Below are 17,814 nucleotides of genomic sequence, written 5' to 3'. Positions count from 1 at the left end.
CGAAGGAACCCGTCATGAAACAAGCTCTTCCCCTGCCGCGCCAAGGCGGCATCCTGCGCCCCGCGCTGGTGGTCTTCGCCGCCCTGTCCCTGGTGACCGGCCTGGCCTACCCGTTCCTGACCACCGGCATCGCCGCCGCCGTGTTTCCGCACGAGGCCTCCGGCTCGCTGATCCGCCAGGGCGACAAGGTGGTCGGCTCGGAATGGATCGGCCAATCGTTCAGCGCGCCGCAGTACTTCTGGGGTCGGCCCTCGGCCACTTCGCCGATGCCGTACAACGGCGCCAACTCCGGCGGCTCGAACCTGGGCCCGCGCAATCCGGCGCTGGCCGAAGCGATCCAGGCGCGGATCGCCGCCCTCAAGGCGGCCGATCCCGACAACCCCACGCCGGTGCCGGTGGACCTGGTCACCGCCTCGGGCAGCGGCCTGGACCCGCACATCAGTCCGGCGGCCGCGGCCTACCAGGCCGCGCGCGTGGCCCGTGCCCGCCACCTGCCGCGGGAAAAAGTCGACGCCCTGATAGCAGCCCATACCAGCAAGCCCTGGCTGGGCGTGCTGGGCGACCCGGTCGTCAACGTGCTCAAGCTGAATCTGGCGCTGGACCAACTGGCGCCGGTGCAATGACGCGCCAGCGTATAGTATTGCCAGCCGTTTCCCTCCTTCACCTGCGCGTTCATGGCTGACAATGCTGGCGAGCGTCCCGATCCGGACGCGCTCTTGAAAGACCTCGACGATGCCGCGCGCCAGGCGGTGCGCGGCAAGTTGCGGGTCTACTTCGGCTCGTCCGCCGGCGTCGGCAAGACCTACGCCATGCTGGTGGCCGCGCGCGCCCAGGCGGCGCAAGGCGCCCGCGTGCTGGCCGGCATCGTCGAAACGCATGGCCGGCGCGAAACCGCCGCCCTGCTCGAGGGCGTGGCGACCCTGCCGCTCAAGGACGTCGTCTACCGCGGCCACACGCTCAAGGAATTCGACCTGGACGGCGCGCTCGATGCCCATCCCGACCTGGTGCTGGTCGACGAGCTGGCCCATTCCAACGCGCCCGGCTCGCGCCACGCCAAGCGCTGGCAGGACATCCAGGAACTGCTGGCGGCCGGCATCGACGTCTGGACCACGCTCAACGTGCAGCACCTGGACAGCCTCAACGAGGCCGTCGGCAGCATCACCGGCGTGCGGGTCTGGGAGACCGTGCCCGACGCGGTCTTCGATGCCGCCGACGAAGTCATCCTGGTCGATCTTTCCGCCGACGAACTGCTGCGCCGCCTGAAGGAAGGCAAGGTCTACCTGCCCGAGCAGGCGCGCCACGCCACCCGCAATTTCTTCCGCAAGGGCAACCTGATCGCGCTGCGCGAACTGGCGCTGCGCCGCACCGCCGACCACGTCGACGACGACGTCCAGGCCTACCGCCGCGACCGCGCCATCGAACCCGTCTGGCGCACCCGCGAAGCGGTGGTGGCCTGCATCGGCTCCGATGCCGACGCCGACTACGTGATCCGCAGCGCCCATCGGCTCAGCCAGCAGCTGGAATGCGACCTGCACGTCGTCACCATCGACGCGCCGCGCGCCGCGCCGCCGCCGCAGGCCGAGCAGGAACGGCTGCAACGCAGCCTGGCGCTGGCCGATTCGCTCGGCGCGCGCTGCGAAACCCTGGCTGGCGGCGACATGGTCGACGCGGTGGTGCGCTACGTGCGCCGCCACAACATCACCAAGGCCATCATCGGCCGCACCCGCGCCAGCGGCCTGCAGCGCCTGCGCCTGTCGCTGTCGGCGCTGCTGACGGCGGCCATCAGCCCGGGCTGGCTGTGGCGCCGCCACAGTTTTGCCGACATGCTGGCCGCGGGCTGCCCCGAGATCGACATCATCCGCCTGGGCGCGCCACCCTTGCCCGCCAGCAGCGCGCCCGGCCGCGATCCGCTGACGCTGGGCCGCCGCGGCCGCCAGGCGGCCGACGAACGAGGCCCGCTGGCGCTGGCCGGCTACGCCTGGGCGCTGTGCTATTGCGCGGTGGCCACCGCGCTGTCGGCGCTGGCCTTTCCGGCGCTGCACCAGACCAACATCGTCATGCTGTTCCTGCTGGCGGTGGTGGCGGTGGCGTTGCGCCATGGGCGCGGTCCGGCCGCCCTGGCCTCCATTGTCAGCGTGGGATTGTTCGATTTCTTCTTCGTGCAGCCGCTGGCCTCGTTCGCGGTCTCGGACGTGCAGTACCTGCTGACCTTCGGCGTGCTGCTGGCCGTGGGCCTGCTGATCGGCCAGCTCACCGCCGGCCTGCGGCTGCAGGCGCAGGCCTCGGTCAAGCGCGAGGCCGACGCGCGCAGCCTGTATGAATTCGCGCGCGAGCTTTCCTCGGCGCTGCTGCCCGAGCAGATCGTCGCGTCCGCCGGCGCCTTCGTGCACGCCACCTTCGGCTCGCGCTGCGCGCTCTACATCCTGGGACTGGACGATCGCCTCAAGCTGGCCTCGCCCGCCGCCGCGGACATGCCGCCGCTGGAATCGGCGCTGGCCCAGTGGGTCTACGACCACGGCCAGCCGGCCGGCGCCGGCACCGCCACGCTGTCCAACAGCGACCTGCTGTACCTGCCGCTGAAGGCGCCGATGCGTACCCGTGGCGTGCTGGCGTTGGCGGCGCCGCGCCGCAGCCTGTTCTCGCAGCCCGACTCGCGCCGCCAGATCGAGGCCTACGCCACACTCATCGCCATCGCCCTGGAACGATTGCACTACGTGGAAGTGGCGCAGCAGGCGCTGGTCAGCATGGAATCCGAAAAGCTGCGCAACTCGCTGCTGGCGGCGGTCTCGCACGACCTGCGCACCCCGCTCACCAGCCTGGTCGGCATGACCGACACGCTGATGCGGCGCCAGGACGCGCTGCCGGCCGACATCCAGGACACCATCCGCGCCATGCGCGACCAGGCGCAGCGCATGCACGCGCTGGTCGCCAACCTGCTGGACATGGCGCGGCTGCAGAGCCGCGAGACGCCGCTGCGGCTGGAGTGGCAGTCGATCGAGGAACTGGTCGGCGCCTCGCTGGCCGCCATGCGCGAGCCGCTGGCATCGCATCGGATCTCGGTCGACAGCCTTTCCGGCCTGCCGCTGGTCGAATGCGACGGCGTGCTGATCGAGCGAGTGCTGTGCAACCTGCTGGAGAACGCCGCCAAGTACACCCCGGCCGGCAGCGCCATCCGCCTGCATGCCACGGCGCAGGACGGCGAGCTGCGTGTCGCGGTGTGCGACAACGGCCCCGGCGTGGCCCCCGGCGCCGAACGCCGCATCTTCGAGAAATTCACCCGCGGCGAACGCGAATCCGCCACGCCCGGCGTCGGCCTCGGCCTGGCCGTGTGCGAAGCCATCGTCAGCGCCCACCACGGCCGCATCTGGGTCGAACACGCGCCGGGCCAGTCCAGCGGCGCGCAGTTCGTCTTCACCCTGCCGTTGGGCACGCCGCCCCCCGATCCAACCTGAAATCGCCTGAGCCCATCGCATGTTCGACTTTCAGCCCACCATCCTCATCATCGAGGACGACGCCAATATCCGCCGCTTCGTGCGCCAGGCCCTCGAGAGCGAAGGCTGTGCCGTGTACGAAGCCGACACCGTCAAGCGCGGCCTGATCGAGGCCGGCACGCGCCAGCCCGACGCCGTGGTGCTGGACCTGGGCCTGCCGGATGAAGACGGCATGACCCTGATCCGCGAACTGCGCGGCTGGACCGAAGTGCCGGTGCTGGTGCTGTCGGCGCGCACCGCCGAGGCCGACAAGGTGGCGGCGCTGGACGCCGGCGCCGACGACTACCTCACCAAGCCATTCGGCGTCAGCGAACTGCTGGCGCGGCTGCGCGTGCTGCTGCGGCGCCATGCCCGCGGCGGCGCCGGCAGCGCCGCCGAGATCAGCTTCGGCGACGTGCGCGTCGACTTCGCCAGGCGCGTGGTCGAGCGCGGCGGCCAGCACGTGCACCTGACCGCGATGGAATACCGCCTGCTGGCCGCGCTGCTGGCCCATCGTGGCAAGGTCATGACCCACCGCGAACTGCTGCGCGAGGTCTGGGGGCCTTCGCATGTGGAAAGCAATCACTACCTGCGCATCTACATGGGCCACCTGCGGCAGAAACTCGAAGCGGATCCGGCCCAGCCGGTCTATCTGCTGACCGAAATCGGCGTGGGCTACCGCTTCGCCGGCTAGGCGCGGGCGCGCTGAACTGAACGTGGCGGCGCCGTGCCGGGCGCGTGCGCGCACTATACCCATCATCATTGATGCGCCTTTTACGCCGGCCACGTAAGTCTTGTCTCGCCGTTTACGCCGCTTCTCCTATCTTGGCGGTCCCGTCCAACACAGGAGAATCCCATGTCCCGCAACACCCTGGCCGCGCTTGCGCTGGTGGCCCTGGCCGCCCCTGCGCATGCCGCCGACAGCGCCGACGCCGACGCCCCCGAGTACACGCTGACCGCCAACGTCACCCTGGCCAGCCAGTACCGCTACCGCGGCCTGATGCAGACCAACAACAAGCCCGCCATCCAGGGCGGCTTCGATTTCACCCATGCCAGCGGCCTGTACCTGGGCAACTGGAACTCCAGCGTCAGCTGGCTCAATGACGGCAACAGCGATGTGTCGGCGCCAGTGGAAATGGACTTCTACGGCGGCTACAAGGGCAACCTGGCGCCGGACGTGCCGTTCGACCTGGGCGTGCTGCAGTATTACTACCCGGGCGACTACCCCTCCGGCTACACCAGCCCAGACACCACCGAACTGTACGCCGGCGTGGGTTACGGCCCGGTCATGTTCAAGTATTCCGTCGCCATGACCAACCTGTTCGGCTTCGCCGACAGCAAGTACAGCCAGTACTTCGACCTGAGCGGCAACTTCGACACCGGTTTCTGGGGCCTGACCGTCAACGCCCACGTCGGCCGCCAGACGGTCCGCAACCTCACCGACGGCGCCTACACCGACTGGAAGCTGGGCCTGACCAAGGACTTCGGCCAGGGCCTGGCCATCTCGGTCGCCTATATCGACACCAATGCCGACCGCGCGGTCTACACCAATAGCCGCGGCCGCTACATGGGCCGCGCCACCGGCCTGCTGTCGCTGACCAAGACGTTCTGACGCGCCCGGGCGTTGACGCGCTTTTTACGCTTCGCGCCCGCATTTATCGGCAGGTTTTACGGCCCGCTTTCTATAGTGGAATCGTCATCAACCAACCGGATACGCGCCAGCCAGCACGGCCGCCGCCCCGCCAGACACCATGATTCCCCGCCAAGAACGCAGCACGCGCGCCTCGTTTGATCGCCCCGCCCCGGCCCATGCGCCGCGGCCCGCGGAGATGGTTGCCCTGACCGTCAGGATCGACACCCTGGACGCCCTGAAGGTACGGCTGGCGCTGCACCGCGAACTGGGCGAGCGCATCGGCGTCTACGTGCTGTCGGTGGATCATGCGCACGGCCAGAGCATCCTGCAGCTGCAATGCGATCGCGGCCAGGTCGATGCCCTGATGCACGCGGTGATGTGTGGCCTGCCCCAGGCCGAGTTCGGCCCGCTGCGCGCGGCCGCCGCGATCACGGTGCAGTGAGCCATGGATACCTCGGTCCAAGCCACGTTCCCCGGCATCTGGCTGCCGATGGTCACGCCGATGCGCGGCGGTTACGTCGATTGCGAGGCCGCCCAGGCCCTGGCGCGCTACTACCGCAATGCCGGCATTGCCGGCCTGGTGCTGTTCGGCTCCACCGGCGAAGGCAACCTGCTGTCCATCCCCGAGAAGATCGAGATGATCGAGGCCATCCGCCGCGATCCGCACGCGCTGCCGCTGGTGTTCGGCGCCGGCGGCGTCGACACGCGCGGCGTGGCCGCCGCCATCCGCCGCCTGGACAAGTACGCCCCCGCCGGCTACCTGGTGCCGCCGCCCTACTACCTCGGCCCGTCGCAGCAGGGCATCCTGTGGCACTACCGGCAGATCGCCTGGGCCACCGAACGCCCCATCATCCTCTACAACATTCCCAAGCGCGCCGGCGTCTCCATGACCGTCGAGACCATGGAATCGCTGGCGCTACTGCCCAATCTGCGCGCGGTCAAGGAATGCAATCCGGCCGCGCTGATGGCGTTGAACGCGCGCGGCCATCTCGAGGCGCTGTGCGGCGAAGACCTGGCGCTGCCCGACCATTTTCTGGCCGGCGGACGCGGCGCCATCCCCGCCGCCGCCCATCTGTTCCCCGAGCGCTTCGTCGAGGTCATGCAGCTGGCGCGCGACGGCCACGCCGAGGCCGCGCGCGAGCTGTTCGAGCCGCTGCGCGGCCTGGCCCGCCTGCTGTTCGCCGAACCCAACCCGGCGCCGATCAAACGGGCTTTGGCGCTGCAGGGCCTGATCGCCGACGAACTGCGCCTGCCCATGACCAGCGCCAGCCGCGAACTGACGCCACGCCTGCAACGCGCGATGAGCGTGGTGCAGGGGTCGCCTAGTAGGCTGCAGACAGCTTGAACACCGCCACCGCGCGCGCCAGGTCGTCGGCCTGATCGTGCAGCGTGGCGGCGGACGCGGCGAACTCCTCGACCAGCGCCGCATTCTGCTGCGTCACGCTGTCCAGGTGCGTCACCGCCTGGTTGATCTGTTCGATGCCCACGCTCTGCTCGGCCGACGCGGTGGCGATCTCGCCCATCAACGGCGCGCTGGTCGCGGCCGATTGCAGCACGCTGCCCATGGTGGCGCTGGCCTGTTCCACCCGCTGGCTACCGCGCGCCACCGAATCCGACGATGCCTCGATCAGGGTCTTGATCTCCTTGGCGGCGGTGGCCGAGCGTTGCGCCAGCGCCCGCACTTCGCCTGCCACCACCGCGAACCCGCGGCCCTGCTCGCCGGCGCGCGCGGCCTCCACGGCGGCATTGAGCGCCAGGATATTGGTCTGGAAAGCGATTTCGTCGATCAGGCGGATGATCTCGTCGATCCGCTGCGAGCTTTGCGAGATCTCGTGCATCGCGTCGATCGCGTGCTGGGTTTCTTCGCTGCCCTGGCGCGCCAGCTGCGCCGATTCGCCCGCCAGCGCGCTCACCTGCTGCACGTGATCGGCGCTCTGCCTGGCGGTCGCGGTGATCTGTTCGACGCTGGCCGCGGTCTGCTCCAGTGCCGCCGCCTGCTTCTCGGTGCGGTCGTGCAAATCCATGCTGCCCGCGGCGATCTGGCGCGATGCGGCCGCGATCGAACCGGTGGAATGGACGATGCTGCGCACCGCCACGTCCAGCCGCTCCTGCATCAGCGCCATGGCATCGAACAACCGGCCGATTTCGCCGCGATGATGGCGCGAAACGATGCTCGACAGATCGCCATGCGCCACGCGTTCACAGACCGTCACCGCTTCATCGAGCGGACGAATGATGTGCGACCGGAAGAACCGCAGCGCCGCCGCCAGCAGCAGCACCAGCAGCAACAGCGTCACGCCGCCCTGGCGCCACAGCGTGGCGCGGAACGCCGCGTCGACGTCGTCCACATAAAGGCCCGTGAACATCAGCCAGCCCCATTCCGGGTCATGGGCGGCATAGCTGATCTTGGGCAGCGACGCTTCCGACCCCGGCCGCGGGAAGCGGTATTCGACAAAACCACCGCCCGCCCTGCCCCGCTCGTGGAGATTCTCGAAAATCGGCAGGCCATCGCTGTCCTTGACCGCGCGCACATTGGTGCCGGCGAGCTTCGCATCCGGATGCACCAGCAACGCATAGCCGTCGTCGAACACGCCGACGTAGCCGTCCGCGCCATAGCGCAGCTGCGCGAGGCGCTGCGCCACATTGCGCTTGGCCTGTTCGACGGACAGCCCCTCCTCGACGGCGCGTTGCTTGCCATTGCGCACGATACTGGCCGCCAGGTCGAGCACGTGGCGCAATTCGGTCTTGCGCTCGGCCAGCATCTCGGCGCGTCGTTCCCAGGCATCCCAGCCACCCAGGGCCAGCACCGCGACCCCGATCGCCAGCACGAACCACAGCAACTCCCTGCGCAAGCTTGAATTCTTCATAGGCCCTCTTTCCTGATGTCCTTCCGCGCCCGCAACCAAAGACGGCGAAATGTGACGATTTATCTGTTGCGTCTGATCAGAATACGAGGGAGCAGCAGGGTTTTAACCGACGAGGCCGGCCCGGCTTGATCTACGTCAAGCCCGTCGGGCATTTGCCGCGCAACGCGCGCGCAAAAAAAAAGCAAGGCCATACAAGCCTTGCTTTTCATGCGGACAAGCCGCCCGCGCCGGCGGCCGTTGGCGGCTAGCGCCGCGCCGCCAGGCGCTGCTGCGCCAACCCGGTGCGGGCCGACGTCAGCGCGTACAGCACCACCACCGTCAGCGCGTAGATCGGCACGCTGCGCATGTTGCGGAACATCATTTCCGACAGGCTAAAAACGAAGTATCCCAGGCAGAACAGCAAGCCGATCTGCGAACCGACATGCACCACCGGGTCGTCGCTGGCGGAACGGCGCCAGAAGATCGCCGCGGGAATCAGGTACAGGGCCAGAATGCTGAGCAAACCCAGCAAGCCGTAGCCTGCCAGTGCGCCCAGCATGTCATTGTGCGGCTCGCCGTAGCCGATCGAGACCTCCTCGGTCACCACACCCTGCTGTTCGAGCTTGGCCAATTCCGAGCGGAAGCTGGGTACGCCCACCCCCACCAGCGGACTCTCCTGGAACATCAGCCAAGAGGCTTTCCAGAGCTGTATGCGGATACCCACCGACGTGTCACGATCATGGTGTTCATACCGGTCCAGGTCCGATATCACTTTTTTCCAGCGGCTGTCCTTGGACTGCCACGAAATCGCCGCAACGGCCGTCATCACCAGCACCAGTCCGGCCAGGAACAGCAGTTTAGTGCGCCGTGTCCAACGACGCTTGGTCAGCAGATACACCACGCCGAAAATCACCAGCAATGCCCAACTGCTGCGCGTCTGCGAGACCCATACCGCGTAGATGCTCAGCGGCACCGCGGCGAGCTTCAGCGCGGCCTCCAGGCGCGGCCAGCGTGAAAGCGTCCAGGGCAGGGTCAAGAGCGACGCCAGGCCGAAGAATATGGTCAGATCGGCGAAACCCACTGCGTTGTAGCGCCCGCCAAAATCCGATACCGCGCCCCGCCCCAGGCTCGGCGACAGGACGATGTAGATCAGCATCAACGAACCAACGATGGCGCCGAACAGCAGGCTCCATTGCACATGCCGCAACCAATTGCGCGGCACCCGCATCAACATCCAGCAAACCGGAATCGCCAGCGCAAAGCGCAGCAGTTTCTCGAACTCGGAGGAACTCCAAATGCCCAGGCTGACGTTGTTGATGAACATCACCAGCAGCGGGACACCCAGGGCAATCGCCATCGGGACCAGCTCTTTCAGCGCGAACGGCTCCCAGCGGCGCGACAGGTTGACCGCCATGGTCGCCAGGGCGATCAGGGCCGTCAGATAGATGATCACCGGTCCGCCTACGGCGCTGGTCAACGCCAGGGCGGGAATCAACAGCGTCAGGACCGCAACGCTGCGTAAAAGAAGAATGGGCATAGTTGTTCAGCCTGGCCTTTGCGGCGACCAGTCGGCGCTTCGAGGAAAAAGTGGGTGCCGGCCCGCAGGCCATGGCGGCATCGGCGGGATCGGCAACGGCTGCCGCCCCCCGCCGGCCTGCATTACGATCGAGCGACTTTCGAAGCCATGATGGATTTCTTGTAGTCTCGCGTCAGGCCTTCGAACGCCGCCATGACGCTGCCCGGCCGCAACCACTCGCGCCACAGGCGGTCGCGCCAGCGGCCTCCAGGGATATAGGCAGGGTAGGCGATGCGGGACATCGACCAACCGGGACGCCACGCCTTGGTGCGGGTCGGGCGCCCGGTCAAGGTCAGCGTCGGCACGCCCACGCTGGACGCCAGGTGGCCGACACCGGATTCATTGCCGATGAACCAGCCGCATTCGTGGATGAACGCCGCCACGTCCACCAGGGCGGGCGACTGCTGGATGGCCAGGCCGGCCTCGGTCAGGCAGGCCCAGTCGGCACGCTCGTGGGGAGCCAGGATGAACACCGGTTCATAGCCCTGGCGCTGCAGCCGCAGGCCCAACTCGACGAAATGCCGCGGTGCCCAGCAGCGATCCGGGCCGGTGGACGACGGATGCACCGCCACCCGCTTCTCGAAGATGCGGTGGCGCCCCGCCACCGGCGGGCGCAGACCGATGTCGGTATCCGACAGCGCCAGGCCAAGTTCATCGCGGCAATAGTCCCTGATCTGGTTGAGTTTGACGAATCCCCTGCCGGTAATCACCACATGCGCATCGTAATAGAAATAGGACGGGGCGCAGGCATGCAAGGCGTAGGGCCAGCCGACGTGCATCTGGGCGGCGCAATCGTAGCCCGCCAACACCGCGGCGGCCTGTTCCTCTGCCAGGGAAGGTCGAATGTCCATCCCCGGGAACCAATCGCGCAAGCCATACGCATAGTCGCCAAAAATGGTCACTTCGCGCCCATGCGCGATCAGGTTGTGCGCCATGGTCATCATGAGCAGCGTGTCGCCCAATCGGGGCGCCATCAGCAGCGCGACCCGCTTGGCGTCACGCAGGCCTCGGACACTCGCCGAAGCGTCATAGGGCGGCATATTGGGGGCTGGTTGTGCCATGTCGAAGGAATATCCGCGGACTGAAAAGGATTACCGTATTGGAAACGCGGGAATTATAACGGTGTAATAATCACAATTTGATGCTTTTTGTCTCAGCGAGACGCATAAATCCACACGCGGATCCTTTTCAGCTCGATGGAAACCGGCGCGGCATCGGCGCATCGCGCCCCCAAAAAAAACCCGCAGGCCTCGCGGCATGCGGGTTTTAGGGGCGAAGCGCAGAGACGCTCCCGATCACATGTTGTCGATCATGACCTGGCCGAAGCCCGAGCAGGACACCTGGGTCGCGCCTTCGAGCAAGCGCGCGAAGTCGTAAGTGACCTTCTTTGAGAGGATCGATTTTTCCATGCTGGAGATGATCAGGTCGGCCGCCTCGGTCCAGCCCATGTGGCGCAACATCATTTCCGCCGACAGGATCTCCGAACCCGGGTTGACGTAGTCCTTGCCCGCGTACTTCGGCGCCGTGCCGTGCGTGGCCTCGAACATGGCGACCGAATCCGACAGGTTGGCGCCCGGGGCGATGCCGATGCCGCCCACCTGCGCGGCCAGCGCGTCGGAGATGTAGTCGCCGTTCAGGTTCAGGGTGGCGATCACGTCGTATTCGGCCGGACGCAGCAGGATCTGCTGCAGGAACGCATCGGCGATGACGTCCTTGACGATGATCTCGCGGCCGGTCTTGGGATTCTTGAACTTGCACCACGGGCCGCCGTCGATCAGCTGCGCGCCGAATTCCTTCTGCAGCAGCGCGTAGCCCCAGTCACGGAAACCGCCTTCCGTGAATTTCATGATGTTGCCCTTGTGCACCAGGGTCAGCGAGGTACGGTCATTGTCGATGACGTACTGCGCCGCCTTGCGCACCAGGCGCTCGGTGCCTTCGCGCGACACCGGCTTGATGCCGATGGACGAGGTGTTGGGGAAGCGGATCTTCTTGACGCCGAGCTTGGTCTGCAGGAACTGGATCAGCTCCTTGGCCTGCTCGCTTTCGGCCATGTATTCGATGCCGGCGTAGATGTCCTCCGAGTTCTCGCGGAAGATCACCATGTTCGTCTTTTCCGGTTCACGCACCGGCGACGGCACACCCTTGAAATACGCCACCGGACGCAGGCAGACGTACAAATCCAGCTGTTGGCGCAGCGCCACGTTCAGCGAGCGGATGCCACCGCCGACCGGGGTGGTCAGCGGGCCCTTGATCGACACCACGTAGTCCTTGACGACCTCCAGGGTCTCGTCGGGCAGCCAGACGTCCGGGCCGTAGACCTTGGTGGCCTTCTCGCCGGCATAGACCTCCATCCAGTGGATCTTGCGCTTGCCGCCGTAGGCCTTTTGCACGGCGGCGTCGACGACCTTGATCATCACGGGGGTGATGTCCGCGCCCGTGCCATCACCCTCGATATAGGGCACGATGGGCTGATCGGGCACGTTCAGCGAGAAATCAGCGTTGACCGTGATCTTCTGGCCCCCAGCGGGCACCTTGATATGTTGGTAGGACATGAATGCTCCATTTGCTCCGAGTGGTTTTGCTGCACGCGCGCCCATCGGCCGGCGTGTGGTCCGCAGGGCCGCGCGGCCCCGGCGAAACGCGCACTGGATGGCGGATAGCAACCAATTCTATATCGCATTGGGGCCGGCGAGCGGGCGGCGGACCCGCGGGCGGTAAAATAAAGCCATCTATAGCCCGCATGGCATCCTTCTACCGATGTTCAACCCTTCCCGCGACCAAGTCCGCGAATTCTTCATCGAAACCTGGCGCAAGCACCGCGCCAACCAGGTCCTGACCCCGCTGGAGGCCATGGCCCTGGACTGGATCATCGAACATCCGGAATACCATCCCGATCTCGAAAGCCCGGACGCCATGACCGCCGAGTACGCGGTCGAAAAAGGCCGCACCAATCCGTTCCTGCACCTGTCGATGCACCTTGCCATCGCCGAGCAACTGTCGATCGACCACCCGCCCGGCATCCGCAGCGCCTACCAGCGGCTGGTGGCGCGCACCGACGCGCACCAGGCCGCGCACGAGATCATGGAATGCCTGGGCCGGGTGGTCTGGGAAGCGCAGCGCCTGGGCACGCCGCTGGACAGCGATACCTACATCGACCTGATCCGCCAGCGCGCCGAACGCTGAACCGCCCGCCCAACGAAAAACCCTCGGCATGCCGAGGGTTTTTCACTTTCGCCAGATCGAACGCGGCCTTATTTTCGCACGCCCAGGTCGCTGGGCAACGACGACAGCCAGGCGGCCACGTTGCTGATGTCCTGGTCCGACAACTGAGTGGCGAAGGCGCCCATGATGGGGTTCTTGCGCACATTGGCCGTGGCCGCGCTGCCCGAAGCGCCCCGCCGGTAGGCCTTCAGCGCATGCACCAGGTAGTCGGCATGCTGGCCGGCCAGCGTCGGATAGGCCGGGTCCACCGCCGTCTTGGCGTCGGCGCCGTGGCACGACGCGCACTGGAATTTCTCGAAGACGGCCTTGCCGGCCACCAGGTCCTGGGCCTGGGCGGCAGCGCCCGAAATGGCCAACGTCGCGCCCGCGAGGGCAAGCATGGTACGGTTCATGTGATTGCCCCCCGGTTATTTGAGATTCGAGTAGTACGCGGCCAGATCGGCGATGTCCTGGTCGGACAGGCTGCCGGCAATGGCGTCCATCGTGGGATGGCTGCGCGCGCCTTTCTTGTACTCATTGAGGGCGGTTTCGATGTATTTCGCGTTCTGCCCAGCGATCATCGGCACATGGTAAAGCTCGGGAAACGTTGCCTTGTAGCCTTCGATGCCGTGACAACCGATGCACATGGACACCTTGTCGCGGGCGTTCTGGACATTGCCGACCGGGGCTGCATCTGCGGCGCTTGCCTGGCCGGCGATCGCACAGGATGCCAGCGCGGCCAGCAGGGAAACCGAGTACTTCCGAGAGAATCGCAACTTCATTGGGATGGCTCTTCTTGGTATGGCTTGAGGACTAGGGCCTGCTCACACAGAAAGGCCCCCGGCAAACACGTTGCGGGTCGAACCCAACTGCAAAACCGCCTGATTGTACGATAATTGCTCAGGATTAATACCTGAAAATGGCCTTGATCCCCATCAACCCTGAGAAGTCCGCTGATCCATGTCCGCTGCCCAGACCGCTCCTTCCGCACCGCAAGCACGCTTCGATGGCACCGATCGCTACGTCGCCACCGATGATCTGAAGCTCGCCGTAAACGCCGCCCTGACACTGCAGCGCCCGCTGCTGATCAAGGGCGAACCCGGCACCGGCAAGACCATGCTGGCCGAGGAAGTGGCGCGCGCGCTGGACCGCCCCTTGCTGCAGTGGCACATCAAGTCCACCACCAAGGCGCATCAGGGTCTTTACGAATACGACGCGGTGTCGCGCCTGCGCGACTCGCAGCTCGGCGACGAAAAAGTCCGCGACATCCGCAACTACATCGTGCAGGGCACGCTGTGGCAGGCCTTCGAGGCCGAGCAGCCGGTGGTGGTGCTGATCGACGAGATCGACAAGGCCGACATCGAATTCCCCAACGACCTGCTGCGCGAACTGGACCGCATGGAGTTCCATGTGTACGAAACGCGCCAGACCATCGCCGCGCGCCACCGGCCGCTGGTCATCATCACCTCCAACAACGAGAAGGACCTGCCCGACGCCTTCCTGCGCCGCTGCTTCTTCCACTACATCCGTTTCCCCGACCGCGAGACCATGCGCGACATCGTCGCGGTGCACTTTCCCGAACTCAAGCAGGACGTGCTGCGCGCGGCGCTCGACACCTTCTTCAGCCTGCGCGACGCGCCCGGCCTGAAGAAAAAGCCGTCGACCTCCGAACTGCTGGACTGGCTGCGCCTGCTGCTGGCCGAGGACGTCAGCGCGGCGCAGATCGACGCGCACACCGCCACGGCGGTGCCGCTGATGGCTGGCGCCCTGCTCAAGAACGAACAGGACGTGCACCTGCTGGAACGGCTCGCCGCCATGACCCGCGGCGCCCAGCGCCGCTGACGTTCCACTCACGGCGGCCGCCATGCTGATCGACTTCTTCTACCACCTGCGGGCCCACAAGCTGCCGGTCTCGGTGCAGGAATACCTGACGCTGGTGGACGCGCTGCGCCAGGACGTCATGACGCCGACGCTGGACGACTTCTACTTCCTGGCGCGCACCGCGCTGGTCAAGGACGAAGCGCTCTACGACCGCTACGACAAGGCCTTCGGCGCCTACTACAAGGGCATCGAGGCCGCGCTGCCGGCGGGCAAGGACATCCCGCTGGACTGGCTCATCAAGCAGTTCGAGAAGAGCCTGACGCCGGAAGAGAAAGCCGCCATCGAGAAGCACGGCTGGGACAAGCTGATGGAGCTCTTCAAGGAACGCCTGGAAGAGCAAAAGGAACGCCACGCCGGCGGCAGCAAATGGATCGGCACCGGCGGCACCTCGCCCTTCGGCAACGGCGGCTACCACCCCGAAGGCATCCGCGTCGGCGGCCAGTCGGCCGGCAACCGCAGCGCGGTCAAGGTCTGGGACATGCGCCAGTTCAAGGACTACGACGACCAGGTCGAGCTGGGCACGCGCAACTTCAAGGTCGCGCTGCGCCGCCTGCGGCGCTTCGCGCGCGAAGGCGCCGAACTCGAACTGGACCTTGACGACACCATCGCCAGCACCGCGCGCAATGCCGGGCACCTGGACCTGCGCATGGTCCCGGAGCGCCACAATACGGTCAAGGTGCTGATGCTGCTGGACGTCGGCGGCAGCATGGACGACCACATCGGCCGCGTCGAGGAACTGTTCTCCGCGGCCCGCAGCGAGTTCCGCAACCTCGAGGTCTACTACTTCCACAACTGCCCCTACGAGAGCCTGTGGCAGAGCAACCGCCGGCGCCAGAACGAACGCTTCGACACCTGGGACGTGCTGCGCAAGTACAACCCCGACTGGCGCCTGATCATCGTCGGCGACGCCACCATGAGCCCCTACGAGATCCTGCAGCCGGGCGGCTCGGTCGAGCACTACAACAAGGAACCGGGCGCGCAGTGGATGCGCCGGCTGCTGGACGCCTGGCCCAAGTCCGTGTGGCTCAACCCGGAGCCCACCGCGTCGTGGCAGTACCGCCAGTCGATCGCCCTGATGCGCGACATCATGCAGGACCGCATGTACCCCGTGACGGTCGCGGGCCTGGAACAGGCGATGCGGGTGCTGTCGAAGTGACGCGCCGCCGCGCCTGGCGGCGCAGTCCCCGTGGCTCGCTTCAGCCGTCCACCGGCTGCGCCGGCGTATCCAGGGTCAACTGGTAGAAAGCCAGGTCGAGCCAGCGACCGAACTTGAAGCCGGCCTCGCGGATGGTACCGGCATGCACGAATCCCAGCTTCTCATGCAGCTTGATGCTGCCCTGGTTGGCCGCGTCGATGCCGCCGATCATCAGGTGCACCTGGTTGGCGCGGGCGCGTTCGATCAGCACGCGCATCAGCGCCTCGCCCAAACCCCGCCCGCGAAAGCGGCCGTCGACATACACGGAATGCTCGACCGAATACTTGTAGGCCGGCCAGGCGCGGAACGTGCCGTAGCTGGCGAACGCCATCAGCTCGCCTGCCGCGTTCTCGAATCCCACCACCGGGAAGCCGCCGGCGGCCTTGGCCTGGAACCAGCCCAGCATCGCCTCGCGCGGCCGCGGCTTGTAGTCGTACAGCGCGGTCGAAGTGGCGATGGCTTCATTGAAGATGGCCAGGATCTGGTCCGCATGGCGTTCGTGCGTGCAGTCGACCAGGATGGCGCCGTCCGGGGCGCGGTTATCAGCGTGGGAAGTCATGCTTCGGATTGTAGCGAGCCACCCCGACCGCAAGATAAAAAAAACCGGCGATCTCGCCGGTTCAGTGACGGTACTGCCGCTTCTGGCCACTCTCAGGCGGCGCGGCTCTCCACAGATCGGTGGGCGCCTTCGGCCATGCTGCGCATCCCGGGGCATTGGCGCCAGGACAGCTCGTCGGCGTCCATATCCAGGTCGAACAGGTCATTGGCCGCGGGCCACGGATGCTGGCGCGCCTCGGCGCCCTCCATCTCGAGCACATGCCCCGCAAAGCCTCGCGGCGAGCCTCCGCATTCGGCGAAATAGCGCTGCGTGCGCAGGTCCACCACATAGGTGGTCATGTCATGGGTCAGTATGGCCACGAATTGGCCGTCATCACTGGCATAAGCGTACTGAAACTGTCCTTTGATGCGGTCGCCGCTCATGGGGCTGCCGGTCAATTGGGACAAGGCACGCGTGACGATCTCGGTCAGCATGGGTCGTTCCTCCGAAAGATGCGCCGGCAGGATGCCGGCGGCGAAGGCGCGAACAGCAAGCACCGTCGTCGCCCGCGGGGCGGGGTCGCGATCCGGCATGGGGCAGGTCTGCGACCCGGCGGGGCGGCGGCTGGCGTTGGACGGGAAACCTGTAGACGGCTGTCGCGCGTCCCGTCGACAACAGCAACTACGTTCTGCAAAGCTTACACCCGCGCCCGTCCCGACCTCAAATCGGCCTGGCCACGCCAGCGTGTTGCGTTGCACCAGCCCCGGTTGCCAAGGCTTGCCGGCCCTTATCGCCCCCCCCATCAGTCCTTATGCGGCCGCGACCGGCTCCGCGCCTGTTCCTGCGTCACCATTTTTCCGCGCCCGCCAGGCCTCGCGCGCCAGCCGATACAACACATGCGTCTTCAAGGGATGACCGTCCGGCACCGCCGGATGCGCGAAGCGCGCTGCTTCCTCGCGCATGCCCAGGCGCCGCATCACCGCGCGTGACGGCTCGTTCTCCGGAACCGTGAACGCCACGATCTCGGAAAGACCGACCTGCTCGAATCCCACCCGCAGCGCGGCCTGCGCGGCTTCGCTGGCATAGCCCCTGCCCCAATAGGGCGCGGCCAGGCGCCAGCCGATTTCCACGCCAGGCGCGAACGGCAGCGTCGGCGCCAGCGCCTTGATCCCGACGAATCCGATGAACGGCGCGACGCCCGGCGCTTCGACGGCCCAGAATCCCCAACCGTATTCGTCGATGCCCGCGGCCAACCGATCGGCCAACGCGTCGCTTTGCGCCGCGCTCATCGGCAGAAGGTAGCGGGTCACGCGCGCATCCGTATTCATGGCGGCGAACGGCTTGCGGTCGGCAGCCAGCCACTGTCGGAGCACCAGCCGGGGAGTCTCGATTTCAAGGGATAGCGACATGCGCGGTTTTCCAGACAGAATGACGGAGCGGCGTGCGAGGGCCCAAGGCCCTGAACCATTCACAC

Annotated in this window: 18 protein-coding genes; 9 read left to right on the top strand and 9 right to left on the bottom strand. The window is 66.6% G+C overall.

Annotation, left to right across the window (positions count from 1 at the left end; translation table 11 throughout):
• Nucleotides 1-14 precede the first annotated feature (14 nt).
• The 6 genes from kdpC to dapA all read left to right on the top strand — a co-directional run bounded on the left by kdpC (nucleotide 15) and on the right by dapA (nucleotide 6,448).
• Nucleotides 15-623 carry a potassium-transporting ATPase subunit KdpC gene (kdpC, locus tag AC6CR5_RS26060; RefSeq protein ID WP_020924893.1) on the top strand — a complete coding sequence of 203 codons (609 nt, stop codon included), beginning with the start codon at nucleotides 15-17 and terminating at the stop codon, nucleotides 621-623.
• Between the two features lie 51 nt (nucleotides 624-674).
• Entirely contained in the window at nucleotides 675-3,452 is a 2,778-nt protein-coding gene (locus tag AC6CR5_RS26055; RefSeq protein WP_498085056.1) for a DUF4118 domain-containing protein, read from the top strand.
• 19 nt (nucleotides 3,453-3,471) lie between these two features.
• Nucleotides 3,472-4,164, top strand: a complete 693-nt coding sequence (gene kdpE, locus AC6CR5_RS26050) for a two-component system response regulator KdpE (protein WP_006389065.1) — start codon at nucleotides 3,472-3,474, stop codon at nucleotides 4,162-4,164.
• A 162-nt stretch (nucleotides 4,165-4,326) separates the two neighbouring features.
• The gene (locus AC6CR5_RS26045) at nucleotides 4,327-5,082 is read left to right on the top strand and encodes a TorF family putative porin (RefSeq protein WP_241059875.1); all 756 of its coding nucleotides are present in this window, start codon (nucleotides 4,327-4,329) and stop codon (nucleotides 5,080-5,082) included.
• A 217-nt stretch (nucleotides 5,083-5,299) separates the two neighbouring features.
• Nucleotides 5,300-5,545, top strand: a complete 246-nt coding sequence (locus tag AC6CR5_RS26040) for a hypothetical protein (RefSeq protein WP_498085055.1) — start codon at nucleotides 5,300-5,302, stop codon at nucleotides 5,543-5,545.
• A gap of 3 nt (nucleotides 5,546-5,548) precedes the next feature.
• Complete coding sequence (gene dapA / locus AC6CR5_RS26035; protein ID WP_006389062.1) at nucleotides 5,549-6,448, top strand: 4-hydroxy-tetrahydrodipicolinate synthase; 900 nt, start codon at nucleotides 5,549-5,551, stop codon at nucleotides 6,446-6,448.
• On the opposite strand, the gene AC6CR5_RS26030 is transcribed toward dapA, so the two are convergent.
• From AC6CR5_RS26030 to icd, 4 genes are all read right to left on the bottom strand, one after another.
• Complete coding sequence (locus AC6CR5_RS26030) at nucleotides 6,426-7,970, bottom strand: methyl-accepting chemotaxis protein (protein ID WP_024067989.1); 1,545 nt, start codon at nucleotides 7,968-7,970, stop codon at nucleotides 6,426-6,428. The two genes, dapA and AC6CR5_RS26030, sit on opposite strands and share 23 nt — an antisense overlap.
• A gap of 244 nt (nucleotides 7,971-8,214) precedes the next feature.
• Nucleotides 8,215-9,486, bottom strand: coding sequence for an O-antigen ligase family protein (locus tag AC6CR5_RS26025; protein ID WP_269887052.1), 1,272 nt, complete (start codon nucleotides 9,484-9,486; stop codon nucleotides 8,215-8,217).
• A 122-nt stretch (nucleotides 9,487-9,608) separates the two neighbouring features.
• A complete protein-coding gene (locus AC6CR5_RS26020; protein WP_498085054.1) occupies nucleotides 9,609-10,586 on the bottom strand; it encodes a glycosyltransferase family 9 protein in 978 nt (325 codons plus the stop codon).
• A gap of 234 nt (nucleotides 10,587-10,820) precedes the next feature.
• Nucleotides 10,821-12,077, bottom strand: coding sequence for an NADP-dependent isocitrate dehydrogenase (icd, locus tag AC6CR5_RS26015; protein ID WP_006389058.1), 1,257 nt, complete (start codon nucleotides 12,075-12,077; stop codon nucleotides 10,821-10,823).
• A 205-nt stretch (nucleotides 12,078-12,282) separates the two neighbouring features.
• Between icd and AC6CR5_RS26010 the strand changes: the two genes are divergently transcribed.
• A complete protein-coding gene (locus tag AC6CR5_RS26010; protein ID WP_006389057.1) occupies nucleotides 12,283-12,708 on the top strand; it encodes a DUF1841 family protein in 426 nt (141 codons plus the stop codon).
• A 68-nt stretch (nucleotides 12,709-12,776) separates the two neighbouring features.
• Here AC6CR5_RS26010 and AC6CR5_RS26005 read toward each other — a convergent pair whose 3' ends face one another.
• The gene (locus AC6CR5_RS26005) at nucleotides 12,777-13,139 is read right to left on the bottom strand and encodes a c-type cytochrome (protein ID WP_026382324.1); all 363 of its coding nucleotides are present in this window, start codon (nucleotides 13,137-13,139) and stop codon (nucleotides 12,777-12,779) included.
• 15 nt (nucleotides 13,140-13,154) lie between these two features.
• A complete protein-coding gene (locus AC6CR5_RS26000; RefSeq protein WP_006389055.1) occupies nucleotides 13,155-13,508 on the bottom strand; it encodes a c-type cytochrome in 354 nt (117 codons plus the stop codon).
• 178 nt (nucleotides 13,509-13,686) lie between these two features.
• Between AC6CR5_RS26000 and AC6CR5_RS25995 the strand changes: the two genes are divergently transcribed.
• The gene (locus AC6CR5_RS25995) at nucleotides 13,687-14,568 is read left to right on the top strand and encodes an AAA family ATPase (protein ID WP_006389054.1); all 882 of its coding nucleotides are present in this window, start codon (nucleotides 13,687-13,689) and stop codon (nucleotides 14,566-14,568) included.
• 22 nt (nucleotides 14,569-14,590) lie between these two features.
• Nucleotides 14,591-15,763, top strand: a complete 1,173-nt coding sequence (locus tag AC6CR5_RS25990; protein WP_054516458.1) for a vWA domain-containing protein — start codon at nucleotides 14,591-14,593, stop codon at nucleotides 15,761-15,763.
• 40 nt (nucleotides 15,764-15,803) lie between these two features.
• On the opposite strand, the gene AC6CR5_RS25985 is transcribed toward AC6CR5_RS25990, so the two are convergent.
• From AC6CR5_RS25985 to AC6CR5_RS25975, 3 genes are all read right to left on the bottom strand, one after another.
• Nucleotides 15,804-16,361, bottom strand: a complete 558-nt coding sequence (locus AC6CR5_RS25985; protein ID WP_051429011.1) for a GNAT family N-acetyltransferase — start codon at nucleotides 16,359-16,361, stop codon at nucleotides 15,804-15,806.
• A 92-nt stretch (nucleotides 16,362-16,453) separates the two neighbouring features.
• Entirely contained in the window at nucleotides 16,454-16,834 is a 381-nt protein-coding gene (locus AC6CR5_RS25980; protein WP_006389051.1) for a hypothetical protein, read from the bottom strand.
• Between the two features lie 315 nt (nucleotides 16,835-17,149).
• On the bottom strand, nucleotides 17,150-17,749 hold the full coding sequence (locus AC6CR5_RS25975) for a GNAT family N-acetyltransferase (protein WP_006389050.1): 600 nt from the start codon (nucleotides 17,747-17,749) through the stop codon (nucleotides 17,150-17,152).
• Nucleotides 17,750-17,814: the final 65 nt, after the last annotated feature.

Source organism: Achromobacter sp. EG18 (assembly GCF_059759395.1).
This window is presented reverse-complemented; position numbering and strand designations above follow the sequence as displayed.